The following is a 25,873-nucleotide window of genomic DNA, read 5'->3' on the forward strand; positions in this document are numbered from 1 at the left end:
GGCATGAAGTGCGGCGGTTGTGTCCGCGCGGTGGAACAGCGCTTGCTGGCCCAACCCGGAGTGCGGCAGGCCAGCGTGAATTTGCTCAACCGGACGGCCTGGGTGGGACTGGACCCCGACGTCCAGGAACCAGCCCAGCCCTTAATTGAGGCCCTGGCGGCGATGGGCTACTCCGCCGCGTTGCGGAGCCTCGATGACGAGGACCGGCCCTTGAGCCTGGCGCAGCGGCAGCAACAGTTCAGTTGGTGGCAGCGCTGGCGCCAGCTGATGGTGGCGCTTCTGCTGCTCGTGTTCTCGGTCTTCGGGCACCTGGCGGAAGCCGGTCAGCTGCCCCTTGCCCCCCTGGCGGACATTCGCCTGCATGCGCTGGTGGCGACCGCGGCTCTGCTGCTGCCGGGGCGCCCGATCTTGGTTCAGGGTTGGCGTTCCGCCTGGGCCGGTGCCCCGGGAATGGACACCCTGGTGGGCTTGGGGATGGGCAGTGCCTACCTCGCGAGCCTGGTGGCCTTGCTCTGGCCGGCGGTTGGCTGGCAGTGCTTCTTCAACGAGCCGGTGATGCTGCTGGGCTTCGTTTTGATGGGGCGTTTCCTCGAGGAGCGGGCACGCTTTCGCACCGGACGGGCGCTGCAGGAGTTGGCCCGTTTGCAACCGGATCAGGCTCTGCTGGTGTTGGGCAGTGGCGCTCAGGTGCGGCTCGAGCCGGTGCGCGTCGGCGCCCTGCGCCCGGGGGATCGCCTGCGGCTGCTGCCGGGGGATCGGGTCCCGGTGGACAGCCGCGTGCTCGAGGGCAAGTCGAGCTTGGATGTCTCCAGCCTGACCGGTGAACCCCTGCCGTTGCTGGCGGGTGTCGGTCAGGAGCTCGCGGCGGGTTCCTTGAATCTGCAGGCGACCCTGGAGCTTGAGGTGCTGCGCCCCGGCCGCGAGAGCGCCGTGGCGCGAATCATTGCTTTGGTGGAAAGCGCTCAGGCCCGCAAGGCGCCGATTCAAACCCTCACCGATCGGGTGGCGGGGCGCTTCAGCGTCGTGGTGATGCTGTTGGCCCTGGGCACGTTCTTGTTCTGGTGGTTGATTGGCGCCCAGCTCTGGCCGCACGTCTTAAGCGCTGCACCGGCACTCCACCAGCACGGCGGGCACCGCAGCCTGGGCTTGGCGGCTGAAACACCGTTTGTCCTGGGACTTCAGCTCAGCATCGCGGTCCTGGTGGTGGCCTGCCCTTGCGCCTTGGGACTGGCGACGCCAACGGCCATCACCGTGGGGAGTGGCCGGGCCGCGCGTTCGGGGGTGCTGTTTCGCGGTGGCGATGTGATCGAGGCGGCCTCCCGTCTGGGCACGCTCTTCTTTGACAAGACGGGGACGCTGACGGTCGGTCGCCCCACGGTGCGGGCCGTGATGCTGGCTGACCCTGGCGGCAGCGAATCGACCCTGATTCAGCTGGCGGCCAGCCTGGAGGCGCAGACCCGTCACCCTCTGGCCCATGCCCTGTTGCAGCGGGCGCAGCAGCTGGAGCTCCCGCTGCTCGAGGTGAGCGAAGCCAGCACCCTGGCTGGCGATGGCGTGCAAGCCCAGGTCACGGGCCATGGCCTGGCTCGGGTGGGACGACCAGCCTGGTTGCTCCAGGAGGGAGTGGAGATGGCCGAGGAGCATCGGCTGTGGTGGAGCGCGCAGGAAGAGCAGGGTGCGACGGTTGTGGCGGTCGCCACAAGTCAGTTGCAGGGCCTGATCGCCCTGGATGATCAGCCGCGTGGGGATGCTCCAGAGGCCCTGGCCCAGCTGCGCTCCATGGGACTGCGGTTGGGGTTGTTGAGCGGCGACCGCCAGGCGCCTGTGCGGCACCTGGCCAGCCAGTTGGGCTTGCCGCAAGAGGAGTTGGCCTGGGAACTGCTGCCGCAGCAGAAGCTGGAGCGGATCGATCAGGCACGTTCGGCCTCGAGCGGACCGGTGGGGATGGTGGGAGATGGCATTAATGACGCACCGGCCTTGGCCGCGGCAGACCTGGGTATAGCCGTTGGAACGGGAACCCAGATCGCCATCGATACCGCTGATTTGGTGGTGCTCGGCGAACGCCTGGAGGCGATCCCGATGGCGCTACGGCTCGCGCGTCAAACCATGGCCAAGGTGAGGCAAAACCTGATTTGGGCCTTTGGCTACAACCTGGTGGTGTTGCCCATCGCCGCCGGGGTGCTCCTGCCAGGCTTTGGCGTCGTGCTGTCACCCCCGCTGGCAGCTCTGTTGATGGCAATGAGCTCAATCACTGTTGTCGTGAACGCACTGTTGTTGGGGCGCCATGACTAGGCGGGGTCGTTTTCTGGTCCTGGAGGGCATCGACGGCTGTGGCAAGACCACCCAGATCGAAGCCCTGAAGCAGTGGTTGCCCAGCAGCGGCTTGATGCCGGAGGGGGCGCAGTTGCTGGTGACCCGAGAGCCAGGTGGCACGGCCTTGGGCCAGGCCCTGCGCCAACTGCTGCTGCATCCGCCTGGGGACGCCGCCCCGGAGTCCACGGCGGAGTTGCTCCTCTACGCGGCCGATCGCGCTCAGCACGTTCAGCAGCGCATCGCTCCGGCCCTGGAGGCCGGCCACTGGGTGCTGAGCGATCGCTTTGTGGGGTCGACGGCGGCCTATCAGGGCTACGGCCGCGGCCTCTCCTTGGCGTTGATTGAGCAGCTGGCTGGAATCGCGACCGCCGGGCTGGAACCCGATCTCACGGCCTTGCTGGAGATCCCCTTGGCGGAGTCCCTGCGCCGCCGAGGCCATCGCCCGGCCGATCGCATCGAAGCCAGCGGCGAGGCCTTCCTGGCCCGGGTCTGTGCTGGTTTCACGGCCTTGGCCCAGCAATACGGCTGGTGCCGCATTGAGGCCAGCCAATCGCCAGAGGCAGTCAGCGCAGCCCTGCAGGCCGCCATCCAAGCCACCTGCACCAGCGATGGCTGAGCTGTTTGACGATCTGCTGGGGCAGCCCCAGGCGGTGGCCCTTCTGACTGCGGGACTGCAGCACCAGCGTCTGGCTCCGGCCTATCTCTTTTGCGGTCCCGACGGAGTGGGTCGTCGTCTGGCGGCATTGCGCTTCCTGGAGGGAGTGATTGCTGGGCTGGATGGCTCCCCTTCGGTGAGGCGTCGGCTGCAGGACGGCAACCATCCCGATTTGCTGTGGGTGGAGCCCACCTACTCCGACAAGGGTCAGCTGGTGCCGGCATCCCAGGCGGAGGCCTCCGGCGTGAGTCGCAAGGCGCCCCCCCAGTTGCGCCTCGAGCAGGTCCGGGCCGTGTCGCAGTTTTTGGCCCGCCGACCGGTGGAGTCCCCCCGCTGCCTGGTGGTGATGGAGACCGTGGAGGCGATGGCCGAGGGCGCTGCCAATGCCCTGCTGAAGACCCTGGAGGAGCCCGGCGACGGGATGTTGATCCTGCTGACGGCCTCTCCGGATCGGCTGCTCAGCACGATTCGCTCCCGCTGCCAGTCGATCGCCTTCGCGCGGCTTGAACCCCAATTGCTGGAGGCGGTGCTGCAGCGCCATGGCCACGGGGGAATGGCCCAGGCCGGTGACCCGCCGGAGCTGCTGGAACTCGCGGCCGGCTCCCCAGGTGCCCTGCTGGAGCAACGGGCCCAATGGCAGGCCTTGCCGGAGGGCTTGGCCGAGCGTTGCAGCGCTTTTTCAGGCGGCGATGCAGCGCAGACCCCGCTGGTGGCCCTCTCCTTGGCCCGGGACCTGTGTGAGGCTCTGGATGTGGAGCAGCAGCTCTGGTTGTTGAACTGGTGGCAGCTGCGTCTCTGGCGTCAACGCCAGGATTCAGTCCCCTTGAAGCGCCTGGAGCAGCTCAGGGGGCAGCTGCGCAGCTACGTGCAACCGCGCTTGGCCTGGGAGGTGGCGTTGCTGTCGCTTTAGGCGGCCGTGCGCCGGTTGTCGCGGGCCTGCTGCACCAGTTGGGCCAGCTCCTCTTGATGGTCTCCGCTGGGGAGCTCTAGGCAGTAGCCAGCGCCGTAGACGGTCTTGATGAAGCGAGGTTTGCGGGGATCGGGCTCGAGCTTGGTGCGCAGGTGACGGACGTGGACGCGGATCGTTTCGATGTCGTCGTCGGGCTCGTAGCCCCAGACCTCTTTGAGAATCAGTGAGGGGGCCACGGTCTGGCCATGGCGCTGCAGCAGGCAGTGGAGCAGTTCGAACTCCAGGTGCGTCAGCCGCACGGGCTCGTCAAACCAGATCGCCTCAAAGCGCTCGGGGACGAGTGTCAGGCAGCCGTAGTTGAGGATTTCGTTGTGCTTGGTCGAGAGCGGCGCGCGATCGGAGCGGCGCAGGAGCGCTTTGATCCGCACCAGGAGCTCTTCGAGGTCAAACGGCTTCGCGAGGTAGTCGTCTGCACCGGAGTTGAAGCCGCTGACCTTGTCTTTGGTGCTCCCTAGGGCGGTGAGCATCAGCACCGGGATGCGGGAGGTGCGCTCATCGCGCCGGAGTCGCTGGCAGAGGGTCAGACCGTCGACCTTGGGCAGCATCAGATCCAGCAGGACCAGATCGGGGGTGTACTGCAGGGCCAGTGCTTGGCCTTTGATGCCGTCCTCGGCCCGCTGCACGTCGAAGCCGCTGTGCTCCAGGTGTCCGGCCACAAGCTCGCGCATGTCGCCGTCGTCTTCGATCAGCAGGATGCAGGGCTTCATGACTGGCTCCTCGGTAAACGGGGTCGCGGTTGCAGTGAAGGGCCGAAGTTCACCGTCGGTATTCTCCGCGGCTTTTTGTGCTTCTGCACAACATTGCTTCGCCTTGGCTTTGGCCTCTCGGCCAGCTGGCTTCAGTGCTGGAGACGGATCTGGGTAAATCGCCTCGGATCGCTCGGGTCTGAATCTTCAGCTTTTCTTTCGTCTTCTGGGTTGCGATTCCGGGTCGTTTGTTGTGAAGCGATTGCTGGCTTGAGATCAATGGCCAGCAAAAAGCCCCAGCCATGGGGCTGGGGCTTTGAGAAACTCCCCGGGCGGGATTCGAACCTGCGACCAATCGATTAACAGTCGACCGCTCTACCGCTGAGCTACCGAGGAATGATCCCTGTCGGGACCCGAAGAACATACCTTTCAGCCCTTCCTCGTCGCAAGGGGCCTGAGCTGGTTCTGGAGGGTTGTGCCGGCTTGCCAGGGACCGATGCTGCCCCGTTCCATCAGCGCGGCACCGTCGCACCAGTTCAGTTCCTCCAGTCGGTGCGTGATCCAGAGGGCGGTGATGGGTTGCTCGCCGCGGTGGCAGAGCTGATGGATCAGGTTGATGACTTCCTGTTGGCTGGTCTCATCGAGTAGGGCGGTGGGCTCGTCGAGCAGCAGCAGCTGGGCGTCGCTCGCCAGCGCTCCGGCGATCGCCAGGCGTTGCTTCTGGCCCCCACTGAGGCTGTGGATGGGGCGTTGGCGAAAGCCCCCAAGGCCCACCTGCTGGAGTGCATGGGTGACGCGCTCCAGCCGTTCGCTGCTCGGCAGATGGCTGGGAAGCGAGAGCTCGATGTCGCTGCCGCAGCTGGGCAGCAGCAGCTGGTGATCGGGGTTTTGGAACACCAAGGCCGGCTTGAGGGGGCGCTGCAGTTGGCCCTCGCTTGGCTCCAGCAGGCCGGCGATCAAGCGCAGCAGCGTGCTTTTGCCGCAGCCATTGCCGCCCACCAGCATCCAGAGGCCCGGGCGAGGAATGGAGAAGCTGCAGTGGTTGAGGGCGCGATGGCCGGTCGGCCAGGTGAAACCCAGTCGATCGGCCAGGAGAGCGGGCTGCCCTCCGCCTGCCTCAGCCATCGAAGCTGAAGCCAGGGCGCTTGCTGCCGCCACCGAGGCTGGATTTTTCGTAGGTCTGAACGGCCACGACCTCACTGGTCAGCAGGCTGATGCGCTTGCTCTCTTCTTTTTCGCAGGTCAGCTCCAGCAGGCGGGGCTGGCCGGACTCCATGGCCTGTTTGATCTGGTTGTAGAGATCCTGCGCGGCGCTTTGCTCCTTGCGCTGGACCGCGACGGGCATCGGGCTCAGCTTCAACGAGAGCTCAATTACAAACACAGGAGCAGAGTTTCAAGCAGGCTCCACTCTGGCGAACCGGCGCACCGGCTGCTGTTGGCCTGAGTACATCTACTCATTCGCTCCTTGGTCGCGATGGAAATTGCCCCAGGGCTCGCCGCCAGCTGCGCGTTACCCGTACAGTGCGCGTGTAACGCTTCATGAAGCCGCTCTCATGACGATCGCTGTAGGGCGCGCGCCGCAGCGGGGATGGTTCGACGTCCTCGATGACTGGCTCAAGCGCGACCGCTTCGTTTTTGTCGGGTGGTCGGGTCTGCTCCTGTTCCCCACTGCCTATCTGGCACTGGGTGGCTGGCTGACCGGCACCACCTTTGTCACCTCCTGGTACACCCACGGCATTGCCAGCTCCTATCTGGAGGGCTGCAACTTCCTCACCGCTGCGGTGAGCAGCCCGGCTGATGCCATGGGCCACTCTCTCCTTCTGCTCTGGGGCCCAGAAGCCCAGGGCGATTTCGTGCGCTGGTGCCAGCTCGGCGGCCTGTGGACCTTCGTGGCCCTGCACGGCGCCTTCTCCCTGATCGGCTTCATGCTGCGTCAGTTCGAGATTGCCCGTCTGGTCGGCATTCGTCCCTACAACGCCATCGCCTTCTCCGGCCCGATTGCGGTGTTCGTCAGTGTTTTCCTGATGTACCCCCTCGGCCAGAGCAGCTGGTTCTTCGCTCCGAGCTTCGGCGTGGCAGCGATCTTCCGCTTCCTGCTGTTCCTCCAGGGCTTCCACAACTGGACCCTGAACCCCTTCCACATGATGGGCGTGGCCGGCATCCTCGGCGGCGCTCTGCTGTGCGCCATCCACGGCGCCACGGTGGAGAACACGCTGTTTGAGGACAGCGAGCAGGCCAACACCTTCAAGGCGTTTGAGCCCACACAGGAAGAAGAGACCTATTCGATGGTCACCGCCAACCGCTTCTGGAGCCAGATCTTCGGGATCGCGTTCTCCAACAAGCGCTGGCTGCACTTCTTCATGCTGTTCGTGCCCGTCATGGGCCTCTGGACCAGCTCCATCGGCATCATTGGCCTGGCCCTCAACCTGCGTGCCTACGACTTCGTGTCGCAGGAGATCCGCGCTGCTGAGGACCCCGAGTTCGAGACCTTCTACACGAAGAACATTCTTCTGAACGAAGGCCTGCGCGCCTGGATGGCCCCCGCGGACCAACCGCACGAAAACTTCGTCTTCCCTGAAGAGGTTCTGCCCCGCGGCAACGCCCTCTGATTCAAATGGTTTGACATCTCACGCCTGGCGTGGACACCCTGCGCCCCTTCGGGGGCGCTTTTTTATTGCCCTAATCGAAGGTCAGCTGTTCATGGACAAAGCCGCTGGGGTCCCACCAACCCAGATCGGCTGAGCGATAGGCCAGCACGTTGAACATGCCGCGCATGTGGTGATAGCTGATGTGGCAGTGGAAGGCCCAGATGCCTGGGTGGATGGCATCAAAGGCAATGCGGCAGCTGCCGCCCTTGGGCACCAGCACGGTGTCGCGCATCGGACCGGAGAACGGCTGCCCGTTGATTTCGATCACCTGGAATTCATGGCCATGCAGGTGCATCGGATGGCCCATCGGGGTTTCGTTGCTGAAGACCATCTCCACCCGTTGTCCCTCCTCGACCCAGTAGGGATCGCGGTAGGGATAAAAGCGATCGTTGAGGCCCCAGCGGTACTGCGGGGCGGGGCCGGTGAGCGCCACGGGAATGGTGTTGTCCGCCGGTTTCTTGGGGAGGGGTTGCTGTGCCTTGAGTTGCTTGTCCTGGGTGAAGTCCAGGCGTCCGGTCCACTGCTGGGTTTGCGGGGCCAGGTTCGGGATCGCCTGTCCGGGCGCTGTACGTAGGACGACGCCACAGCGCAGGTTGCTCTGCTCGCCGCAGGCCAGCAGCGGGAAAACCCCCGGCGTCTCCGGCAGGCGGATCCGCAGGGTGAGCCGTTGGGCGATGGCCAGCTGGAACACCGAACCGCGGATCGGCTCCACCGGGTTGGCGTCGGTGCGCAGGAGTTCTCCCTCCAGCTCGCCGAGGTCCAGGAAGAAGTTCATGAAGGCGCTGGCGGCGATCCAGCGAATGGCCACGGTCTCCCCGGGTCGGGCCTCGATCACCTGGGGTGCGTCCAGGCTGCGCTCGTTGGCCAGCAGGGCGTCATAGACCACATCCGGCAGCATCAAGCGCCCGGGTTTGCGCTGCCAGCTGAAGCTCTCGGCTGCTGCATCCCATTGCTGCGTAAGCAGGGGCCGAGGCTGCTGCCAATCAAAGTTTTGGAGCGAGCGGGCCATGGCGGTGTCGCCGCCCCGCTTGCCGGAGACGATGTTGCTGAGGATGGTGTTGGCCGGTGTGAAGCTGAAATCCCTCAGGGTGACCGTGACGGTTTGGTCCGCCCATTGCTCCTGTTCCTCGCTGAGGATCACGAAGGGCTCAGCGACAAAGCTCTGGGTTTGCAAGCCGTAGTGGGAATGCATCCAGAAGGTGCCGTCCTGCTGGAGCGGGTAATGGATGCGTTGGCGCTCCCCCGGCGGGATGGGGGGTTGGGTGACATAGGGCACCCCATCCATCGGATTGGGAAGGATCAGACCATGCCAATGAATGGTGGTGGGAACCGGCAGTCGGTTTACCAGCTCCAGATTGACGCCGGCCTCCCGGCTGGTGGTGTACCCCCGTTCCCCAGTGACCTGTCGAATGCAGCCCCGCTCCACTTGTCGCCCCAGCACGGTGATGGGTGCGGTGGTGATTTCCAGAACGGTGGTGGCTGGATTGGTGGGCACCTGGAAGGTGGCCTGGCCGATGAATCGGCTCCAACTGCTCTTGGCTTTGGCCTGGGCTTGCTTGAGCAGCTCCAGTGCCGTGCCCCCAAAGGCGGCCCCCAGCAGTCCGAGCTGGAGTAAGGCGCGACGACGCATTCGCAGCTGCTGTGCTGCTGGTTCTCTAGCCAGGGCGGGCGGTGTTGTCGCATCCGCAACGCCGTTCTTGGGTCAGCCTCGATAGGATTTGCGAGATCCGTTAGCAGTGATGTGGCGGCGCAGAACCCTTCGGGCGGAAGCGTTGCCGGATGCATTGCCGGCTAACAACAACCCCCACAGGAGGAGGTGCCCGTGTCCCACAGTTGTAAGAAGCAGGGTCTGCTGATCGCGGAGAACGCCGGCTGATTTCGGCGCCTCGTTCCTAGATCAAACGGTTCCGCGTCAGAGCGGACCCGGCGAGAGCCCCCGGTTCCTTTCGAGGAATCGGGGGCATCGTTTTGACTGGTGCCCTCAGCGTGATTGCGCGGCTCGGCTGAGATCCGGTTGGCGCATCAGCGCCAGGACTCCGACTAGGCAGGGGATGGCGAGGGTGCAGAGACGAAGCAGCAGCGTCACCGCCAGGGCCTGGGAGCGATCGGCCCCGTAGAGCATCGCCAGGCCAATCGAGGTGGCCTCACTGGTGCCCAAACCTGCCGGCAGCAGCGAGATCACCCCGCCGAGGCCGGTCGCGGTGCGGATCACGGCGGTTTGGTGCAGGCTCAGCTCAACGCCCAGGGCGTGATACAGCGCCACCAGCAGGCCTGCCTCGATCATCCAGCAGACGCAGGCCAGCAGGGTGCCGGCGATCAGGGGCTTGGGTTTCATCAACTGGCGCATCCGGCCCATGGCCAGCAGCGCTTCCCGCAGCAGCCGAATCAGGCCGTTCCAGCGTTGATGCAGGGGCAAACTCTCGAGCCAATGCTCCAGGCGCCGCAGGACCCGCGGGTGGGTCAACACCCAGCCACCGACCCCGAGGACCGCCAGGCCAATCAGCATGGCGATCCAGACCTGCTCCCCAAGGCCCCAGCTGAGCACCAGTAGCGCACTGGCGAGATCCGCCAGGCGCTCGGCCAAGGTGATGCCCACACCCACGGTCAGCGGGAAGCCGTGGCGCCGCTGCAGCCAGAGGCCGCGCACCGCCTCGCCGCTGCGGCCGGGGGCTGCAATCAAGGCCAGGCCTGCGGCGTAGATCTTTGCGGCGGGTTTCAGGGACAGGGGAAAGCCCAGTTGGCGCAGGTAATAGGACCAGCGCCCGATCAGCACCAGATGGCTACCCAGGCAGATGGCGGGCGCCAGGATCCACCAGCGCCAGTGCAGTTGCCCCAGGGTCGCGCTGACCTCCTGGATTCCAAAGGCCGTGGTCAGTCCGAGGTAAATCGCTAGGGCTGCGACCAACCCAAAGAGCCAACGGCGCCGCATCAGGGAATGAACCGCAACTTGCGGGCGGCATAGAGACACATCTGACCCAGGATCAGGCCTTCTTTGACGTGGGCGATGTTCGAGCTCCCGTAGCTGCGCTCTTGGTAGCGAACTGGGACCTCCACGATCTTCAGGTTCAACTTGCTGGCGCCAAACAGCAGGTCAAAGTCTCCAAAGGGGTCGAAGTCACCGAAGTAACTGCGACCGGCCTTGAGCCGTTCGTAGTCGTCCTTCCAGATCACCTTCGTGCCGCAGAGGGTGTCCTTGAGCCGTTGACGCAGCAACCAGGAGAAGGCGGCGGCAAAAAAGCGGTTGGCTGCCGTGTTCAGCGGTGGCATCGCCTCCCAGCTGCGGGGGTAGACCAGGCGGCAGCCGTTGACGAACTCCCCGCGTCCATCGGCCATGGCCTGGGCGAAGCGCGGCAGATCCTCCGGCCTGACGGTCAGATCGGCATCGAGGATCATCAGCACATCCCCCTCGGCCTGATCAAAGCCCAGCCAGACCGCATCGGCTTTGCCCTTGCCGGTCTGGCGGAATTTCTTCAGGCGCATCGGGCCTTGGTAGGTCGCGCAGACCCGCTCGATCTCCTCCCAGGTGTTGTCGGAGGAATGCCCCTCGACAAAGATCACCTCGGTGAAGCGGCCCAGTTCCGGCAACCGCTCAATCGCCGGTGCGATGTTTCCGGCTTCGTTGCGGGCCGGGATGACCACGCTGACGCTGGGGTTCTGGCGCTGCTGACGGGCCGGCCGGGCCACCATCCAATGGGTCAGCCCCAGGTTGTCGATCAGCGGCAGTTGGCTCAGCCAACGGTTCGCCAAGGGGGTGATCAAGGGAATCTGGCGCGGGACCAAGCAGCGCTGGCCCTCTTTGAGCACCTCCCAGCTCGCAAGATCCAGCAGGTTGCGGACGTCGTTGGGGGTCAGCCAGCTCTCGGGCGGTTGCGGTTGCCGTTGACCCAGGCGCTCGGCGGTCTTCAGTAGCGGTTGCCAGAGCCAATTGTGGAAACTCACCACCAGGCGTGTACGCGGGTGGCAAAAGGCCTCGAGCCGCTCCAGCACTCCTTGCACGTCCTGCAGCGTGTTCAGGGTGTTCGGCAGCAGGATCACATCGAACGGCTGGGTTTCGCCGATGGACGCCGGGGTCATCGTCTCGGCGTTGGTCGCCAGGATCCGGAGCTCCGGGTGCCGCTCGCGGGCAACAGCGGCGACATCTGGATCCAGCTCGATGCCCACCCCATGGGCCGGTTGCAGATGGGCCAGCAGATCGCCGCTGCCGCAGCCCACCTCCAGCACCCGCAGGCCCGGTGGCACCAGCAGTTGGTGCAGACGCTCCAGGTCGGCGTAATAGGTGCGGTTGCGCTGGCGGAAGTGGATCTGCTGGCTCGGGGCGGTCATGAACGAAGCAGGTGGAGGGTCTGGGGCAGATCCAGGCGCAGGGCACTGGCCACGATGCGCAGGGTGCGCAGGGTGGAGTTGTTGGGGCTCATCTTCGCTGCTTGATCCAGCGCGACCTGCGCTTGGGCGGGCCGAAAGCGATAAAGCTCCACGACTCCAAGCCCCAGCAGTGCATTCGGATTGGAGGGATCCAGGGCCTTGATCTGGGTCAAGGTCTGCGCCGCATCGTCGGCGTGGCGCTGCAGGGCCTGGGCTAGAGCCAGGCTGTAGAGGTCGTTCAGGTCACCGGGATCGTCCTGGAGCCGGGCCCGCAGGATCGTCTCGGCGTCGCTCAAATAGACCTGCTCCGGGTCGCTTTGGTTGAGCTGTCCGACCTTGGAGAAGAGGCTGTCCAGTTCGCCGCGGCGCAGTTGTCCCCCCAGCTGACGCAGCAGGGCGACGCGGTTGGCCGTGCGTTCACCGGGATCGCCCTGCCTGGGTTGGAGCAGCACTGCTTGATCGGCCGGCAGCTGGACGGCCTGCCGCTGGCCATTGGCCTTCAGCAGTTGCAGCTCAGCGCTCCAGGCCCCGTCGCTGTTGGCACCGTCACTCAGGGCCAGCTGTTGCTGAACTTCGAGGCATCCCTTGGGTAAGCGCAGCAGGCCCTGGCCCAGGGCCTGGTCGGCTTCGAGCCGTTGCTCCCCTTGGCGCAGGGTCAGCAGCAGCTTGGATCCCTGCAGGGTGGCGCTGGGCCCTGAGACCCGGACATCCAGGCCACCTGGAATCGCCGTGATCGAGCCGCTGAGCTTGGCCGGGCAGCTGATCGCTGCGGTGCGCACGCTCAGTTGCTTGCGGCGCAGCAGTTGCGCCTGGCTGCCATCGGGCAGGGGCCAGCTGCCCACCTGCTCGAAGTGGGGCGAGTTCTGCAGCAGTTCGCTTTGGCGGGCCTGCCGCTCATCGCTCATCACCCCCTGGTCTCCGCCTTTGCGGAGGAACCAGTCGAAGTTGCTGAGTTCTTCCTCCAGTCGCTCCTTGGGGGCCACGGTCTGGCGGGCGGCCAGGCGGAACTGCTGGCGCCGTCCCTCGGCTTCGAGGTTGAAGGCGTTGAGGCCTTCACTGTCCGGGAGCACCGCCAGGGTCGAGAGCTGATTGGGGCTGGTGCTGCGGACGCGGGCCACGATCGCCTCGATGGGCCAGCCCCCCTGGGGGTTGGGGCGGTGGGGCGGAAAGCTGCTGAGCTTGGGTCCCCAGCCGAATTGGCTCCAGAGCGCCCCCAGCAGCGCGACCAGCACCAGCGCCCCCTGCCAAAGGGGTGCCCAGCGGCGCTCGACGCTGGCGACGATCAAGGCCAAGGCAATGGCCAGCTGCGGCAGCAGGGGCAGGACGAAGCGGAAGTCCTTGCTGGTCATCAGGATGCAGATCAGCAGTCCCCCCAGGGGAAAGCTCAGCCACCAGATCAGCCAGGTCTTGTCTGGGTGGAGTTGCGGTCTGCGCTCCACCAGCGCGATGACTCCGCCCACCAGCACCAGCGCCGTCAGGCTGCTGCCCAGCATTGCCGGCAGCAATTTCAGGTAGTAGAGCCAACCCTCCAGGCTGTTGGCCTCCAGGCCGTCCTGGTAGGCGACCCCCCACTGGCGGGCCTTGTTGATGGTGCTCAGGATGGTCAGCCAGTTCTGGCTGAACCAGGGCCAGACCAGGAGCCAGGCGATGACGCTGGCCGTGGCGCCGTGCAGCAAAGGCCGCCATTGGCCGCGCCGCGCCGCGCGCAGGCCCCCGATCAGGAACAGCAGCAGGGGGAGCCAGAGCAGCACCAAGCCCGTCGGCCGGGTCAGGGCCACCAGCCCCAGTCCGATTCCGCTGAGGACGGTCCAGAGCCAGCGACGGCCGGCTACAAACCAGCGCCGCTGGCTCAGGATCCACCAGCTGCCGGTCATGACCGCCGTCAGGCTCAGGTCGATCAGGTAGTCGGTGCGTTGATTCAGCAGGGCCGGGGCTGTCGCCACAAACAGGGCGGCCCAGAGCCCCGCGTGGCGGCTGTGCAGTTGCCGGCCTTGGCCGTAGCAGCTCAGCAGCAGGATCCCGTTGAAGACGGCGCCGGAGGCCATAGCACTGCTGAAGCTCGGGCCGAGCAGCTGCAGAACGGGTGCACTGAGCACGTAGGTCAGCGGGCCGCGGTAGCTGGGGGCCTGGGCCCAGAGGCTGTGCCACCAGTCCCCGCTCCAGGGGGCCGGCTGGCTCAGGACCTGCCAGACCCCCAGGGCACGGCTGAGGTGATCGCCTTGGTCCCAGGCCGGCGGGGCCTGGTGCTGCTGAATCCAAAGGCCGTCCAGCAGCAGGCAGAGCAGCCACAGGGCCAGCAGCAGCAGGCCATCGCGCCGGTTCAGTTGCCGCTGGGGCTGCGTACCAAGGTCCATGGGGCCAGATCATCGCCCGAGGCCAGGGGGATCAGCTCGCGATTGGCGGAATCCTGCAGGGCCGCTGTCTCAATCCAGGCCAAGCGGCCTGGCTCCAGCGCCGCCGCGCTCTCCACCTTTGCTCCCAACTGTGGTGTCCCCAGGGCCAGCAGGATCAGCTGGGCATGGGCCTCGCCGCTCAGGGGGCTGCCGCTGATGACCGCGACCGGTTCTGCGGCCAGCAGCGGTTGGATCGCGCCATCGCTGAGGGCCTGGCGCAGCGCTGGAGAACGATCGCTGAACAGGCCCCCCTGCACCAGCAGGCTCAGGGCCAGCCAGGGGCCGATCAACACGGCGGCCAGGACGCGTTTCGGGGTCCGTTGCTGGGGCAGCATCGCCCAGCTCAGGCCCAGGGCCAGGGCCGCCAGACCCAGCAGCGCTGGCGCCAGGGGCGGGATCTCGACTTGGAGCAGGTTTCCGGGGAGCAGCACCAGCGCCCCGGCCAGGCAGAGCAACAGCCCAAGGCCCGCGACGCTCCAGGCGATGGCCCGCGGCCGGGCGATGCCGGATTGCGCGAACAGCCGCAGGCCGCTGGCGGCCCAGATCGCCAGAAAGGGCGTGAGCTGCAGGCCGTAGTAGGGCGTCTTGGTGCGGAAGCAACTCAGCAGCAGCAGTAGACCGAGCGGATAGATCAGCAGCAGCAGCCCCTGCTCCGAGCGCCAGCGCCTCATGCCCCAGACCAGCCCGGCGAGTGCCACCAGGCTCCAGGGCGCGCAGTTGGCTGGGATGTTCCAGAAGTAATAGAGGGGACCGGCGCTGTAGACGTCGCTTTCCGAGAGGAACAGCAGCTTGTCCAGCAGTCCTCCGACGACGCCAGCCCCGTAGTGCTGCAGGCTCAGGCCTAGCCAGAGCCCGACGGGCAGCCAGCCCAGCAGAAGCCCGGACCAGAAGGCGGCTGAGCGCAGCAGGACACGCCGCCGCAACAGCAGGAAGGGCAGCAGGGCCAGCACCGGTAGGGCGACCATGAAGCCCTTGATCAAAAAGGCGGGTCCCAGCCAGGCCCCCGCGGCGAAGCTCCAGCCGCGGGACCGTTTGTCTGCTCGAAGCAGGGCCAGGCCCCCCAGCAGTTCGAGCGCCAGTAGGGGCATGTCCTGGCTGGCCAGGTGGGCGTAGTTAATAAAAAGTGGTGTGAGCGCCAGCACGGCGGCACTGAGCCAGCCCAGTCCTGGGCCCAGCAGGCGATGGGCCAGGCCTGCGGTGAACACCAGAGCCAGGGCAGCCGCGAGCAGGGAGGGCAGGTGCGCGGCCCAGCTGCTGGCACCGAAAAGCTGCTGGCTGCTGGCGATCAGCCACTGCAAACCGACCGTGCGATCAAACAGCGGTTGATCCCACCAGAGGGGCGCGAGCCACTGGCCGCTCTCTTGGATCCAGCGGGCCTGGAGGGCGTAGTAGCCCTCGTCATGGGCCAGGTAGCTGCGGGGCGCAATGCTCAGCAGCAGCGGCATAAACGGCAAAGTGCGCCAGCACAAAAAGAGTGCGTTGGTATACGAAAACAACCCTGCTTTGTATCTCTTGTTACTAGTCATTGCAGGTTGTGGCACACCCGATGTTTCTGGCTAGGGGGTCGGTTCCACATCATCGCCGGGGGCCTTGTGCCCTTCTCCTCGTTTTGGTGTGAGGACCAATGAAACTGTTCCAGAAGCTTCTTCTGGCGCCTGCAGCTCTGGGCCTTCTGGCTCCCGTTGCTGCAAACGCCGCTGACGTCAACATCGCTGGCCTGAGCCAGTACGGCACCGAAGAGCAGGTGACTTCGATCACCCAGTTCTCCGACGTGCAGCCCACCGACTGGGCCTATCAGGCACTGAGCAACCTGATCGAGCGCTACGGCTGCGTCGCTGGCTACCCCAACGGCACCTACCGCGGCAACCGTGCGATGACCCGCTATGAAGCGGCCGCACTGCTGAACGCTTGCCTCGACCGGATCACTGAGGTGACCGACGAGCTGAAGCGCCTGATGAAGGAATTCGAGCGTGAGCTGGCTGTGCTCCGCGGCCGCGTGGACGGCCTCGAGGCCCGCGTGGGCGAACTGGAAGCAACCCAGTTCTCCACCACCACCAAGCTGCGTGGTCTGGCCACCTTCGTGGTGGGCGGTAACAGCTTCAGCGGCACCCAGTACGGCAATCCTGTCAACACTGTGACCCTGCCTGGTGGTGTGGGTGGCTTCGGCACTGCTCCGGGAATCGTCACTCCAACTGCTTCTTCTGGGTTGACCGCTGACGGCCTGCCTATGAATCCCAACCAGGCAAATGCTGTCCTGGGGATTCCTAACTCTCAGTCGAACCGTCGCACCCTTGGCGCAACGACTTTTAACTACGACGTCCGCCTGATTCTGGACTCCAGCTTCACGGGCAGCGATCTTCTTCGCACCGTCCTGCGTGCCGGCAACTTCCTCGGGGCTAACGGCTCTGCTTACGGACAAGGTTTGACCTTCCTCGAAACTGCGTTTGAGGAGCCCGCTGGTGACAACGTTGTCGGCATCAACCGACTTTTTTATAACTTCCCAGTTGGGAAGAGCTTCAGTGTCACGGTCGGTCCGCGAGTCCGCGTTGATGATGCTGGCATGCTCGGCATGTGGCCCAGCGTCTATCCCGCTGACACGGTCCTCGACTTCTTCACTTATGCAGGCTCGCCTGGCGCTTACAACCTGAATGGTTTCGGCGGTGGTGCTGGTCTCACCTACAGCGACGTTCTCGGTGCCAAGGGCGTGACCCTCAGCACCAACTACGTCTCCTCTAACGCTGGTGACGGCAACCCCAATAACGGCGGACTCATGACTGAGGGGTCCTCCTCGGCATCCGTTACTCAGTTGGCCTATACCGGGGGTAAGTTCCCCGTGATTGGTGGTAGCGCCTGGGGTCTGGCAGCTGCATACACCTATGCCCAAAACATGGGTCTTCCTTCAGGCACGATTCTCGCTACGAGGTTCGGAACTGCAGGTAGCAATAACAGTGTCGGTATCAGCGGATACTGGGTCCCCGAGAACACCGGTTGGATTCCTTCGGTCAGCACTGGTTGGGGCACCACCGCTAGTGAGTCATCGACCATCTGGAACAACACCAAATGGGCTCGAAGCAACTCTTGGTACCTTGGTCTCCAGTGGCCTGACACCTTCGTGAAGGGCAATGACCTTGGCATGGCCGTTGGTCAGGCTCCCTTCATGACGACCAACGGTGGTGGTAACAGCACCGATGGTTATGCCAAGGTCGCGGGTACTAACGGCAACCTCGACTCCAACTACATGTGGGAGTGGTGGTACAAGTTCCAGGTGACCGACAACATCACCGTGACCCCGGCTCTGTACTACATCCAGAACTACGACGGTCAGATCGGCAAGATCAACATCAGCAATGGCCAATACAATGCTTCCAGCAATGTGTTCGGCGGCCTGCTGAAGACCACCTTCAAGTTCTGATCCAGAACGCTTAGCGGCCACTCCTCACGCACTTGGCCTCTTCGACCCCGGCTTCGGCCGGGGTTTTTTCATGGCAATTGATCTTTGAGCGCTACAGCACATTGCGGGCCCATGAGGGGTGTGTCTCGATACAGGGCGGAGCAGTGACTGGCACATTCCCTGTTCATGGGAATCCGTTTGTCGGCCATTTTGTGCTCGCGATCACATTTGGTCGTATTCCTCGTTTTGGTGTGAGGACCAATGAAACTGTTCCAGAAGCTTCTTCTGGCGCCTGCAGCTCTGGGCCTTCTGGCTCCTGTTGCTGCAAACGCCGCTGATGTCAACATCGCTGGCCTGAGCCAGTACGGCACCGAAGAGCAGGTGACTTCGATCACCCAGTTCTCCGACGTGCAGCCCACCGACTGGGCTTATCAGGCACTGAGCAACCTGATCGAGCGCTACGGCTGCGTCGCTGGCTACCCCAACGGCACTTACCGCGGCAACCGTGCGATGACCCGCTATGAAGCGGCCGCACTGCTGAACGCTTGCCTCGACCGGATCACTGAGGTGACCGACGAGCTGAAGCGCCTGATGAAGGAATTCGAGCGTGAGCTGGCTGTGCTCCGCGGCCGCGTGGACGGCCTCGAAGCCCGCGTGGGCGAACTGGAAGCAACCCAGTTCTCCACCACCACCAAGCTGCGTGGTCAGGCCACCTTCGTGCTGGGCGCCAACAGCTTTGGCGGTACTCAGTACGGCAACCAGGTCAATCTCAAGCTTCCCGGAGCTGCCGGCCGTTTGATCAACGCCGTCCCTGGTGGCGTTCAGGTTGATCCTCGTGCCTTCGGCGCAACCGCAACCGTCAACGGTGCGCAAGTTGACGCTGGCAATGCACTGATTGGTATCAATCAGGGCGCTCTCGCCGAGATCGGTACTCCTCAGTACAACAAGGCCAACTACGGCGCGACCGTCTTCAACTACGACGTTCGTCTGAACTTCGACACCAGCTTCACCGGCAAGGACCTGCTCCGCACCACCCTGCGTAGCGGCAACTTCTTCGGCAACGGCACCACCGGCATCAGCCCCTACGGCATCGGTCTCACCTTCCTGGAGGTGGCCACCAACTCCGCCAACGTTGCGAACACGGTTGAAGTCAACCGCTTGTTCTACAACTTCCCCGTCGGCAAGAGCTTCAGCGTGACCGCTGGCGCCCTGGTCCGCATGGACGACGCTGGCATGCTCGGCATGTGGCCCAGCGTTTACCCCGCTGACACCGTCCTCGACTTCTTCACCTACGCCGGTGCACCTGGCGCTTACAACACCGGTGGTGGCCTCGGCTCCGGTGCTGGTTTCACCTACAACGACGTGCTCGGTGCCAAGGGCGTGACCCTCAGCACCAACTATGTGTCGGCTAACGGCAATGTTGGTAACCCCAACGTTGGCGGCGGCGGCATCATGACCGAGGGCTCCAGCAGCACCTCTGTGACCCAGCTGGGCTTCACCGGTGACAAGGCTCCCCTGGTTGGTGGTAGCGCATGGGGCTTCGCGGCCGCCTACGCCTACAGCCAGAACATGGCTCTGCCCGTCGGCACTCCTCTGGCTCTGACCACCGGCGTTGGCGCGCTGGGTCAAGGTGTCTCCAGCAACAACGTTGGCCTCAGTGGCTACTGGGTGCCTGAGAACACCGGTTGGATTCCTTCCGTCAGCACCGGTTGGGGCATCACCAGCTTCAACCTGAACACACCCAAGAACAATGTTCTGGGTCTGAATACCACCCGGAACCCTCAGGCCAACTCCTGGTATGTGGGTCTGCAGTGGCCTGACACCTTCGTGAAGGGCAACGATCTGGGTATGGCCGTTGGTCAGGCTCCGTTCATCACCAAGAACGCCGGTGGCAACACCTCCAGCCTCTCGGGTATCAACGGAAACCTCGACTCCAACTACATGTGGGAGTGGTGGTACAAGTTCCAGGTCACCGACAACATCACCGTGACCCCCGCTCTGTACTACATCAACAACTACGGCGGTCAGCTCGGCAAGATCAACATCTCGAATGGCTCTTATAGCGCCAAGAACGATGTGTTCGGCGGCCTGCTGAAGACCACCTTCAAGTTCTGATCCAGAACAACTGGGGCTCTCTCCTCACACTTATGAGCCCCACTTTCTTCTCACACACTGTCCTCAAAGACCTCGATCAACCCCGGCAATCGCCGGGGTTTTTTATTGGCTGGATCCCAGGATGTGAGCGCTGCTGTCCAGTGGCGTTGCATTTGATACCTCGCCGCGTGCCCTCTGCTGATGCGCCGCTCTGGTCGGCGAATAGGGTTGCGCTTCGTCCCCTTAATTGGGGCTCCTCGTTTGGTGTGAGGACCAATGAAACTGTTCCAGAAGCTTCTTCTGGCGCCTGCGGCTCTGGGCCTTCTGGCTCCTGTTGCTGCAAACGCCGCTGATGTCAACATCGCCGGCCTGAGCGCTTACAGCAGCCAGGACCAGGTCACCTCGATCACCCAGTTCTCCGATGTGCAGCCCACCGACTGGGCCTATCAGGCACTGAGCAACCTGATCGAGCGCTACGGCTGCGTCGCTGGCTACCCCAACGGCACCTACCGCGGCAACCGTGCGATGACCCGCTATGAAGCGGCCGCACTGCTGAACGCTTGCCTCGACCGGATCACTGAGGTGACCGACGAGCTGAAGCGCCTGATGAAGGAATTCGAGCATGAGCTCGCCATCACCCGGGGCCGTGTCGATGGCCTTGAGGCCAAGGTTGGTGAACTGCAGGCGACCCAGTTCTCCACCACCACCAAGTTGCGTGGCTACAGTCGATTCGTTGTTGGTGCGAATAGCTTCACCGGCACGAATACGGCCGCTGGTGATGCAGGAACTCCCTACACAACGGCGTTTAAAAAAGCCACCGTTGGTGCCACCACGTTTAACTACGACCAGCGCCTCTATCTCGATACCAGCTTCACCGGTAAGGACCTGCTCCGCACCCTCTTGCGTGCTGGTAATTTCCAAGAAAGCGCCTACAACTACGGTCTGCTCAAGCTGGATCCGGCCTTCCAGGAACAGGCTGGTGCCAACGTTGTTGGCGTGAACCGTCTCTTCTACGCCTTCCCTGTGGGAGAGAAGCTCAAGTTCAACGTGGGTGCTCGGGTTCGTATTGACGACCCCGGCATGCTCGCCATCGGCGTTCCCTCGGTCTACAAGCCGGGTCTGCTGGACTTCTTCACCCGCGCGGGCTCCCCTGGCGTCTACAACAAGAGCGGTTTCGGCGCCGGCTTCGGTGGCACCTACAAAAAGCTGCTTGGCATCAAGGGCCTCGCCATCAGCAGCAACTACGTCTCCGCTGATGGGTCCGACGGCAACCCCAGCACCGGCGGCATCATGACCAATGGCTCCAACAGCGTCTCGGTGACGCAGTTGGGTTACCTGGGTCAGAACACCCCGCTGATCGGCGGCAACTACGCCATCGCGGCGGCCTACACCTACGCCCAGAACTCCAAGCTGCACCGCGCCACTCCCTACGGCTTTGACGTCGGCCGCACCGGCGCCAACAACAGTTATGGCGTCAGCGGTTACTGGATCCCCGAGAACACCGGTTGGATCCCGACCGTGAGCCTCGGCTGGGGTTCCACCAACGCCGAGAACGCCACCTTCCGCGGTATCCCCTACCGCACCGATAACTGGGCCAAGACTCAGTCCTGGATGGTTGGCCTGCAGTGGAACGATGCGCTGCGCAAGGGCAACAAGGCCGGCATGGCCGTCGGTCAGGCCCCCTACGTGAGCGACAACGGCGGCGGCTCTATCGGCACCGTCGCTGGCGCTAGCACCCCGATGGACTCCAACACCATGTGGGAGTGGTGGTACGAGTACCAGGTCTCCGACAACATCTCGGTCAAGCCAGCGCTGTACTACATCAACAACCTCGACGGTCAGTACGGCAAGTACAACACCAGCAGCGGTGCCTACAACGCCAAGGACAACGTCTTTGGCGGCCTGGTGATGACCACCTTCCGCTTCTGATTGTCCTCAGATCACCCCGGGCCCTCCGCCTTTGGCGGGGGGCTTTTTGCTGTTTAAGGATGGGTGCAGCTCTGGCCTGAGATGCATGCCCCAGTCCGCCCGCGATCCCTATGCGGTGCTCGGTGTGGCGGCTTCAGCCAGTGGCGCGGAGATCAAGGCGGCCTACCGGGCTTTGGTCAAACAGCACCACCCCGATGCCGGGGGAGATGAAGAGGTGATCCTGGCGATCAATGCGGCCTGGGAGGTCCTGCGGGATCGGGAGCGCCGCGCTGAACACGACCGCCACCGCGTCGTCAGCAGCCATGAATCCACGGTGCGCTCCGCAGCGGCGGGTCGGGCGGCCCGCAAGGCCACGGCGGAATCAGCCCGCGGTGATGAGGCCCTGCTGCTCTGGTTGCAGACGGTCTACGGCCCCATCGACCGCTTGCTGGGTCAGGTGATCAATCCCTTCCCCGCTGAATTCAAGGCGCTCTCGGCCGACCCCTACGACGACCAGCTGATGGAGGCCTTCTGCAGCTACCTCGAGCAGAGCCAGGCCAAGCTCGAGAAGGTGGAGACGCTCTATCGCTCCATGGCCGCACCGGCCTCAGCCCAGGGATTCAGCCTCAGCGTTTATCACTGCCTCTCCCAGGTCAAGGACGCCGTGGTCGAACTGGAGCGCTACACCATGGGCTACGTGGACAACTACCTCCACGACGGCCGCGAGATGTTGCGGGAAGCCAAGCACCGGCGAACCAGGCTGCAGGCGGAGCGCCGGCGACTGGACCTTTAGTTGAAGGCTTCCAGCTGATCCAGCCGCAGCCAGACATCGGGCACCGGACGGCGATAGCGCAGTTGGGCGTAGTCCCCCTTCACCAGCAGCACCTCAGCCGGACCCTCGAAGAGGTAGTCCGGTGCGGTGGTGTCGCTGGCCTTGGACTCGAGGCTGCCGCCGTAGGCCGCGCGATTCACCTTCACCAGGGCGCCTTTCTTGATGGCGGTCGCTTCGGCCATGGCAACGAGGTCGGGTAGCCGCCAGGCTAGTTCCCGCTCGGAGATCCAGAGGGTCCCTAGCCTTGGCCCCAGTTCAAGGGCTCGTGGCGCGTGCGGATTCTGCTGGTGGGGTGCAGTGGTTTTGTCGGCCGGGCCCTGGTGCCGCAGCTGCTCGCGGCGGGCCATCAATTGGTGCTGCTCAGCCGCTCCAGCGCACCTCTGGCGGCCGTGCGGTCCCCCCAACTGCAGCGTCTTCAGGCGGACCCCGCTCAGGCGGCCACCTGGCAGTTGCCCGCGGTGCAAGAGGCCCTGGCCTCCAGTGAGGCGGTGATCAACCTGGCGGGTGAGCCCATCGCCGAGAAACGTTGGAGCGACGCCCACCGGGCCCTGCTCAGCAGCAGCCGCATCCACACCACCCGTGCCCTGGTGGCTGCCATGCAGGCGCTCCCCGAAGGCCAGCGCCCCCAGACCCTGATCAGTGGCTCGGCCATCGGCTACTACGGCACCAGCGAGACCGGGCGCTTCAGCGAAACCAGCCCCGCGGGCAGTGACTTCCTGGCCGGGCTCTGCCAGGCCTGGGAGAAGGAAGCCGAGGCGGCCTCAAGCTTTGCTCGCGTGGTGGTTCTGCGAATCGGGATTGTCCTCGGCGCCGACGGCGGTGCCCTGGGCAAGATGCTGCCGGTCTTCCGGATGGGCTTTGGCGGACCGATTGGCAACGGCCAGCAGTGGATGAGCTGGATCACCCGCCAGGACCTCTGCCGCCTGATCGCCGAGGCCCTGGCCAATCCCGCCTATCAGGGTGCCTACAACGCCGTGGCCCCAGCCCCCTGCAGCATGGCCCGCTTCGCGGCGGCCCTCGGTCAGGCCCTCGGGCGCCCCAGCCTGCTGCCGGTGCCAGCGCCGATCCTGCAGCTGCTGCTCGGCGATGGAGCCAAGGTGGTGCTCGAGGGTCAGCAGGTCCTGCCGGAGCGCCTGCAGCAGCAGGGTTTTGTCTTTGAAGACGGGGAGCTCAGCGCTGCTCTCGAGCGCGCCACCACTTGAGCGCCCAGCCCAGGATCCCGCTGAGGATCGCCGCTCCCATCAGCAGTCCGATGGCTGGGGTGAAGAGCGGCTCCCAGAGGCTCTGAAACAGGTTCAGGGGCCCCTCAATGCCGCGGCTGTGGCAGACCACCGCCACACCAAACCAGATGGCGCCGGCGATCACCACGAAGACGTCCGCCACCAGCACCGCATCCAGATAGCCCTTGAGGCGTTGGCCGGTGCTGGGTGGGGTCGCTTCAGCCATGGCGCTGCGCCAGACGCTCCAACAAATCAGCGCTCATCTTGGCGGCACCGCCGCCGCTGCCGATCCGCTCCTCGCCAAGCTGCCGCAGTTCCTCATGCCAGCGCTGATCGCTCAGTAGTCGGTTCAGCAGTTGCTCCAGTAGCTCAGCGGTGCCCCGCAGTTGCGCCTCGCTTCCCCCACTGCCGGGGGCACAGAACAGTCCCGGCCCCAGTAGACGCCGCTGGGCCTCCGCGAAGTTCTCAGTGAATTGCGGACCCTCTCCGACGAGCTGCAGCACCGGCTTGCCCAGCCCTACGCATTGCTCGGCAGCGGTTCCGGTCATCGAGAGCAGCAGGTCGCACTGTTGGATCACGGCGGCGAAGCGCCCCCACTCCAGTTGCAGGTGCAGGGGGCCCCGCTGCAGGCTGCAGCGGCTGCTGCTCTCGAGCTCCAGACGCCAGCCCAGGCGACTGGCCAGGGGGGCGACCTCCTGGGGCGTCAGTTTGCCCACCAGGGCTGCGTGTAATCCCAGCCGCTGCGGCGGACGCAGGGCTTCAGGCAGGCGCTCGAGCACCCGCAGCATCAGCTCCAGGTTGTGCAGGGCCTCCGGCAGGCGGCTGCCGGGCAGCAGCCCTAGCCGCTGGCGCGGGGCACCGGCGAGGCCTTCGCTGGCGCCCAGGGCTCCATCAAAGAAGGGGTTGCCAAAAAACTGCACCGGCCGCTGCAGCTGTTCACTGAGGTCGCTTGCGGTCAGCTGATCGCGGCTGTAGATCGCCAGCGAGCGCTTGGACTTCAGGCAGCCTCCGCAGGGCCAGGGCAGCTGCAGGCGTCCCTCGTAGTGACTGGAGTAGGCCACCAGGTACGTCGCCATCGGCCTGCGGCTCAACCAGGCCGCCAGCACTGGGATGACATCGCCCACCACCAGGATCAGGTCGTAGCGATGGCCAATCCGCAGCAATAGCAGCAGCCGGCTGAGCAGGTAGAGCACCTGCCCTTGCACGACCTCGGTGATGCGTCCGATCAGGCTGGTGTAGCCCAGGCCTCCAGTGCTGTATTCGCGGGTCTTGCCGCGCGTGGTGATGCCCGCCTGGACGTAGGCCTGGCCGTGGCCCACCAGGGGCAGCGCTTCAACGCTGCAGCCCTGCTGTTGGAGAGCCGTGCCGATCAGGGCACCGCTGAGGTCTTCGCCGTGGCCGTTGCTCAGCAGCAGAACGCGCCGCTGACCCTGCTGATCCATCAACCGTGCAGCCAAGCTTTGACCTTCTGCAGGGCCTGCCAGTCGGGGCGACGGGCCAGGCCATCGGCGATGGAGTTGTCCAGTTCTTCGCCGATCTCAGGGGCCATCAGCCGCACGCGCTGCACCAGTTCGATGTGCTCTCGAACGCCTTTGACGTTGTTCTCGAGCATCGCCAGGCTCAAGTTGATCCGGGCCTGGGGGTCCTGGGGGTTGAGCTTGACCGCCATCCGGGCCGAGCGCAGGGCCGTTTGCGCCTGGTTGTCCAGCAGTTGCAGCCAGGCCAGGCAGGTCCAGCCCGCAGACAGCCGAGGGTCCTGTTGGGTGATCTCCTGGAAACTGGCGATCACCTCAGACAGCGGAGCGCCCTCGTTGTAGCTCTTCAGGGCCTGCTCAAACAGAGAGGGCGCGTCAGTGGCGGTCATGGCGGAGGGCGTGCCGTTTCGTGAGCTCAGATTCGCACCCGAGGGGGATCAGACCGCGAAGGAGCTGCCGCAGCCGCAGGTTTGGGTGGCGTTGGGGTTGGTGAAGTTGAAGCCCCCACCGATGAGCGCGCTGGAGAAGTCCAGCTGCATTCCATAGATGTAGAGGAGGCTCTTGGGGTCGCTCACCACGGTGAAGCTGGGGGCGCCGCTGGGCTCGTAGATGTAGCGCTCATCGTCCTCGCGGATCTCGCTGCCATCGATGAAATCCATCGTGTAGCTCATGCCGCTGCAGCCGCCGGAGCGCACGCCGACGCGGAGCACCTTCCCCTCCCCTTGGGCCGGAAGCAGGGTCGCCAGCTGCTTCATCGCCGGCTCGGTGATCAGGATTCCCTTGCCGTCCTTGCCGGTGTGGGTCGCGACTGGAGTGGCGGTCTCGCTGGTCATCGGGGCCATGCCTATGCCCCCACTGTATGGAGGCTCTCCTCCCCCTGCCGAGACGCCCGTCTCCATAGAGTCACCCCATTCGTGGGAGAACAA

The 25,873-nt window shown here is 64.8% G+C and carries 22 protein-coding genes and 1 tRNA gene; 9 read left to right on the forward strand and 14 right to left on the reverse strand.

The genetic code is table 11. The features are described from left to right. The first annotated feature begins 3 nt into the window (after positions 1 to 3). The 3 genes from LY254_RS09920 to LY254_RS09930 are packed head-to-tail and all read left to right on the forward strand — an operon-like array spanning position 4 to position 3,878. Complete coding sequence (locus tag LY254_RS09920; protein ID WP_247479856.1) at positions 4 to 2,292, forward strand: cation-translocating P-type ATPase; 2,289 nt, start codon at positions 4 to 6, stop codon at positions 2,290 to 2,292. Continuing rightward, positions 2,285 to 2,929 (forward strand): dTMP kinase, encoded by a 645-nt coding sequence (gene tmk / locus LY254_RS09925; RefSeq protein ID WP_247476918.1) that lies wholly within the window; start codon positions 2,285 to 2,287, stop codon positions 2,927 to 2,929. Before LY254_RS09920 ends, tmk begins: the two co-directional genes overlap by 8 nt. Further along, positions 2,922 to 3,878: a DNA polymerase III subunit delta' gene (locus LY254_RS09930; protein WP_247476920.1), complete on the forward strand. Its 957-nt coding sequence runs from the start codon at positions 2,922 to 2,924 to the stop codon at positions 3,876 to 3,878. Before tmk ends, LY254_RS09930 begins: the two co-directional genes overlap by 8 nt. Here LY254_RS09930 and LY254_RS09935 read toward each other — a convergent pair. The 4 genes from LY254_RS09935 to LY254_RS09950 all read right to left on the reverse strand — a co-directional run bounded on the left by LY254_RS09935 (position 3,875) and on the right by LY254_RS09950 (position 5,969). Continuing rightward, on the reverse strand, positions 3,875 to 4,645 hold the full coding sequence (locus tag LY254_RS09935) for a response regulator transcription factor (RefSeq protein WP_010313292.1): 771 nt from the start codon (positions 4,643 to 4,645) through the stop codon (positions 3,875 to 3,877). The genes LY254_RS09930 and LY254_RS09935 overlap by 4 nt on opposite strands. Before the next feature lie 303 nt (positions 4,646 to 4,948). Next, positions 4,949 to 5,020 (reverse strand) — tRNA-Asn (locus LY254_RS09940). 33 nt (positions 5,021 to 5,053) lie between these two features. Further along, the gene (locus LY254_RS09945) at positions 5,054 to 5,749 is read right to left on the reverse strand and encodes an ABC transporter ATP-binding protein (RefSeq protein ID WP_247476921.1); all 696 of its coding nucleotides are present in this window, start codon (positions 5,747 to 5,749) and stop codon (positions 5,054 to 5,056) included. Continuing rightward, on the reverse strand, positions 5,742 to 5,969 hold the full coding sequence (locus tag LY254_RS09950; protein WP_247476922.1) for a hypothetical protein: 228 nt from the start codon (positions 5,967 to 5,969) through the stop codon (positions 5,742 to 5,744). The genes LY254_RS09945 and LY254_RS09950 overlap by 8 nt, the downstream gene beginning before the upstream one ends. A 208-nt stretch (positions 5,970 to 6,177) precedes the next feature. Here LY254_RS09950 and psbD point away from each other — a divergent pair, with 208 nt between their 5' ends. Continuing rightward, positions 6,178 to 7,233, forward strand: a complete 1,056-nt coding sequence (gene psbD / locus LY254_RS09955) for a photosystem II D2 protein (photosystem q(a) protein) (protein ID WP_185186856.1) — start codon at positions 6,178 to 6,180, stop codon at positions 7,231 to 7,233. Positions 7,234 to 7,303: 70 nt separating this feature from the next. Here the strand turns inward: psbD and LY254_RS09960 are convergent, their stop codons facing one another. From LY254_RS09960 to LY254_RS09980, 5 genes are all read right to left on the reverse strand, one after another. After that, on the reverse strand, positions 7,304 to 8,902 hold the full coding sequence (locus LY254_RS09960; RefSeq protein WP_247476923.1) for a multicopper oxidase family protein: 1,599 nt from the start codon (positions 8,900 to 8,902) through the stop codon (positions 7,304 to 7,306). 351 nt (positions 8,903 to 9,253) lie between these two features. Next, the gene (locus LY254_RS09965) at positions 9,254 to 10,201 is read right to left on the reverse strand and encodes a lysylphosphatidylglycerol synthase transmembrane domain-containing protein (protein WP_247476924.1); all 948 of its coding nucleotides are present in this window, start codon (positions 10,199 to 10,201) and stop codon (positions 9,254 to 9,256) included. Then, positions 10,201 to 11,595 carry a glycosyltransferase gene (locus LY254_RS09970; RefSeq protein ID WP_247476925.1) on the reverse strand — a complete coding sequence of 465 codons (1,395 nt, stop codon included), beginning with the start codon at positions 11,593 to 11,595 and terminating at the stop codon, positions 10,201 to 10,203. The genes LY254_RS09965 and LY254_RS09970 overlap by 1 nt, the downstream gene beginning before the upstream one ends. After that, positions 11,592 to 13,988: a glycosyltransferase family 39 protein gene (locus tag LY254_RS09975; RefSeq protein ID WP_247476926.1), complete on the reverse strand. Its 2,397-nt coding sequence runs from the start codon at positions 13,986 to 13,988 to the stop codon at positions 11,592 to 11,594. Before LY254_RS09975 ends, LY254_RS09970 begins: the two co-directional genes overlap by 4 nt. Beyond that, on the reverse strand, positions 13,955 to 15,472 hold the full coding sequence (locus LY254_RS09980) for a glycosyltransferase family 39 protein (protein ID WP_247476927.1): 1,518 nt from the start codon (positions 15,470 to 15,472) through the stop codon (positions 13,955 to 13,957). The genes LY254_RS09975 and LY254_RS09980 overlap by 34 nt, the downstream gene beginning before the upstream one ends. A gap of 179 nt (positions 15,473 to 15,651) precedes the next feature. On the opposite strand from LY254_RS09980, the gene LY254_RS09985 reads away from it, so the two are divergent. The 4 genes from LY254_RS09985 (at position 15,652) to LY254_RS10000 (ending at position 22,213) form a co-directional block, all read left to right on the forward strand. Next, entirely contained in the window at positions 15,652 to 17,439 is a 1,788-nt protein-coding gene (locus LY254_RS09985; RefSeq protein ID WP_247476928.1) for an iron uptake porin, read from the forward strand. Between the two features lie 240 nt (positions 17,440 to 17,679). Further along, positions 17,680 to 19,533, forward strand: coding sequence for an iron uptake porin (locus tag LY254_RS09990; RefSeq protein WP_247476929.1), 1,854 nt, complete (start codon positions 17,680 to 17,682; stop codon positions 19,531 to 19,533). Between the two features lie 255 nt (positions 19,534 to 19,788). Next, complete coding sequence (locus LY254_RS09995; protein ID WP_247476931.1) at positions 19,789 to 21,441, forward strand: iron uptake porin; 1,653 nt, start codon at positions 19,789 to 19,791, stop codon at positions 21,439 to 21,441. An 85-nt stretch (positions 21,442 to 21,526) separates the two neighbouring features. Then, on the forward strand, positions 21,527 to 22,213 hold the full coding sequence (locus LY254_RS10000) for a J domain-containing protein (RefSeq protein WP_247476933.1): 687 nt from the start codon (positions 21,527 to 21,529) through the stop codon (positions 22,211 to 22,213). Here LY254_RS10000 and ndhO read toward each other — a convergent pair. Further along, a complete protein-coding gene (ndhO, locus tag LY254_RS10005) occupies positions 22,210 to 22,434 on the reverse strand; it encodes an NAD(P)H-quinone oxidoreductase subunit O (RefSeq protein ID WP_247476935.1) in 225 nt (74 codons plus the stop codon). The genes LY254_RS10000 and ndhO overlap by 4 nt on opposite strands. A gap of 90 nt (positions 22,435 to 22,524) precedes the next feature. Here ndhO and LY254_RS10010 point away from each other — a divergent pair, with 90 nt between their 5' ends. Continuing rightward, complete coding sequence (locus tag LY254_RS10010; protein WP_247476937.1) at positions 22,525 to 23,454, forward strand: TIGR01777 family oxidoreductase; 930 nt, start codon at positions 22,525 to 22,527, stop codon at positions 23,452 to 23,454. Here the strand turns inward: LY254_RS10010 and LY254_RS10015 are convergent. From LY254_RS10015 to LY254_RS10030, 4 genes are read right to left on the reverse strand one after another with little or no spacing between them, the layout of a single operon-like run. Next, on the reverse strand, positions 23,423 to 23,698 hold the full coding sequence (locus LY254_RS10015) for a hypothetical protein (protein ID WP_247476939.1): 276 nt from the start codon (positions 23,696 to 23,698) through the stop codon (positions 23,423 to 23,425). The two genes, LY254_RS10010 and LY254_RS10015, sit on opposite strands and share 32 nt — an antisense overlap. Continuing rightward, on the reverse strand, positions 23,691 to 24,914 hold the full coding sequence (locus LY254_RS10020) for a lipid-A-disaccharide synthase-related protein (RefSeq protein WP_247476941.1): 1,224 nt from the start codon (positions 24,912 to 24,914) through the stop codon (positions 23,691 to 23,693). The genes LY254_RS10015 and LY254_RS10020 overlap by 8 nt, the downstream gene beginning before the upstream one ends. After that, the gene (locus tag LY254_RS10025) at positions 24,914 to 25,336 is read right to left on the reverse strand and encodes a hypothetical protein (RefSeq protein ID WP_010313241.1); all 423 of its coding nucleotides are present in this window, start codon (positions 25,334 to 25,336) and stop codon (positions 24,914 to 24,916) included. The genes LY254_RS10020 and LY254_RS10025 overlap by 1 nt, the downstream gene beginning before the upstream one ends. 48 nt (positions 25,337 to 25,384) lie before the next feature. After that, entirely contained in the window at positions 25,385 to 25,780 is a 396-nt protein-coding gene (locus LY254_RS10030; RefSeq protein ID WP_010313238.1) for an iron-sulfur cluster assembly accessory protein, read from the reverse strand. Positions 25,781 to 25,873 lie beyond the last annotated feature (93 nt).

Source organism: Synechococcus sp. NB0720_010, from assembly GCF_023078835.1.
Classification (GTDB): Bacteria; Cyanobacteriota; Cyanobacteriia; order PCC-6307; family Cyanobiaceae; genus Vulcanococcus.

Bases quoted from the DNA above. Each gene is read 5' to 3' on its own strand.
- LY254_RS09920 (WP_247479856.1), top strand. From the start codon at position 4: ATGAAGTGCGGCGGTTGTGTCCGCGCGGTGGAACAGCGCTTGCTGGCC.
- tmk (WP_247476918.1), top strand. From the start codon at position 2,285: ATGACTAGGCGGGGTCGTTTTCTGGTCCTGGAGGGCATCGACGGCTGT.
- LY254_RS09930 (WP_247476920.1), top strand. From the start codon at position 2,922: ATGGCTGAGCTGTTTGACGATCTGCTGGGGCAGCCCCAGGCGGTGGCC.
- LY254_RS09935 (WP_010313292.1), bottom strand. From the start codon at position 4,645: ATGAAGCCCTGCATCCTGCTGATCGAAGACGACGGCGACATGCGCGAG.
- LY254_RS09945 (WP_247476921.1), bottom strand. From the start codon at position 5,749: ATGGCTGAGGCAGGCGGAGGGCAGCCCGCTCTCCTGGCCGATCGACTG.
- LY254_RS09950 (WP_247476922.1), bottom strand. From the start codon at position 5,969: ATGCCCGTCGCGGTCCAGCGCAAGGAGCAAAGCGCCGCGCAGGATCTC.
- psbD (WP_185186856.1), top strand. From the start codon at position 6,178: ATGACGATCGCTGTAGGGCGCGCGCCGCAGCGGGGATGGTTCGACGTC.
- LY254_RS09960 (WP_247476923.1), bottom strand. From the start codon at position 8,902: ATGCGTCGTCGCGCCTTACTCCAGCTCGGACTGCTGGGGGCCGCCTTT.
- LY254_RS09965 (WP_247476924.1), bottom strand. From the start codon at position 10,201: ATGCGGCGCCGTTGGCTCTTTGGGTTGGTCGCAGCCCTAGCGATTTAC.
- LY254_RS09970 (WP_247476925.1), bottom strand. From the start codon at position 11,595: ATGACCGCCCCGAGCCAGCAGATCCACTTCCGCCAGCGCAACCGCACC.
- LY254_RS09975 (WP_247476926.1), bottom strand. From the start codon at position 13,988: ATGGACCTTGGTACGCAGCCCCAGCGGCAACTGAACCGGCGCGATGGC.
- LY254_RS09980 (WP_247476927.1), bottom strand. From the start codon at position 15,472: ATGCCGCTGCTGCTGAGCATTGCGCCCCGCAGCTACCTGGCCCATGAC.
- LY254_RS09985 (WP_247476928.1), top strand. From the start codon at position 15,652: ATGAAACTGTTCCAGAAGCTTCTTCTGGCGCCTGCAGCTCTGGGCCTT.
- LY254_RS09990 (WP_247476929.1), top strand. From the start codon at position 17,680: ATGAAACTGTTCCAGAAGCTTCTTCTGGCGCCTGCAGCTCTGGGCCTT.
- LY254_RS09995 (WP_247476931.1), top strand. From the start codon at position 19,789: ATGAAACTGTTCCAGAAGCTTCTTCTGGCGCCTGCGGCTCTGGGCCTT.
- LY254_RS10000 (WP_247476933.1), top strand. From the start codon at position 21,527: ATGCCCCAGTCCGCCCGCGATCCCTATGCGGTGCTCGGTGTGGCGGCT.
- ndhO (WP_247476935.1), bottom strand. From the start codon at position 22,434: ATGGCCGAAGCGACCGCCATCAAGAAAGGCGCCCTGGTGAAGGTGAAT.
- LY254_RS10015 (WP_247476939.1), bottom strand. From the start codon at position 23,698: ATGGCTGAAGCGACCCCACCCAGCACCGGCCAACGCCTCAAGGGCTAT.
- LY254_RS10020 (WP_247476941.1), bottom strand. From the start codon at position 24,914: ATGGATCAGCAGGGTCAGCGGCGCGTTCTGCTGCTGAGCAACGGCCAC.
- LY254_RS10025 (WP_010313241.1), bottom strand. From the start codon at position 25,336: ATGACCGCCACTGACGCGCCCTCTCTGTTTGAGCAGGCCCTGAAGAGC.
- LY254_RS10030 (WP_010313238.1), bottom strand. From the start codon at position 25,780: ATGACCAGCGAGACCGCCACTCCAGTCGCGACCCACACCGGCAAGGAC.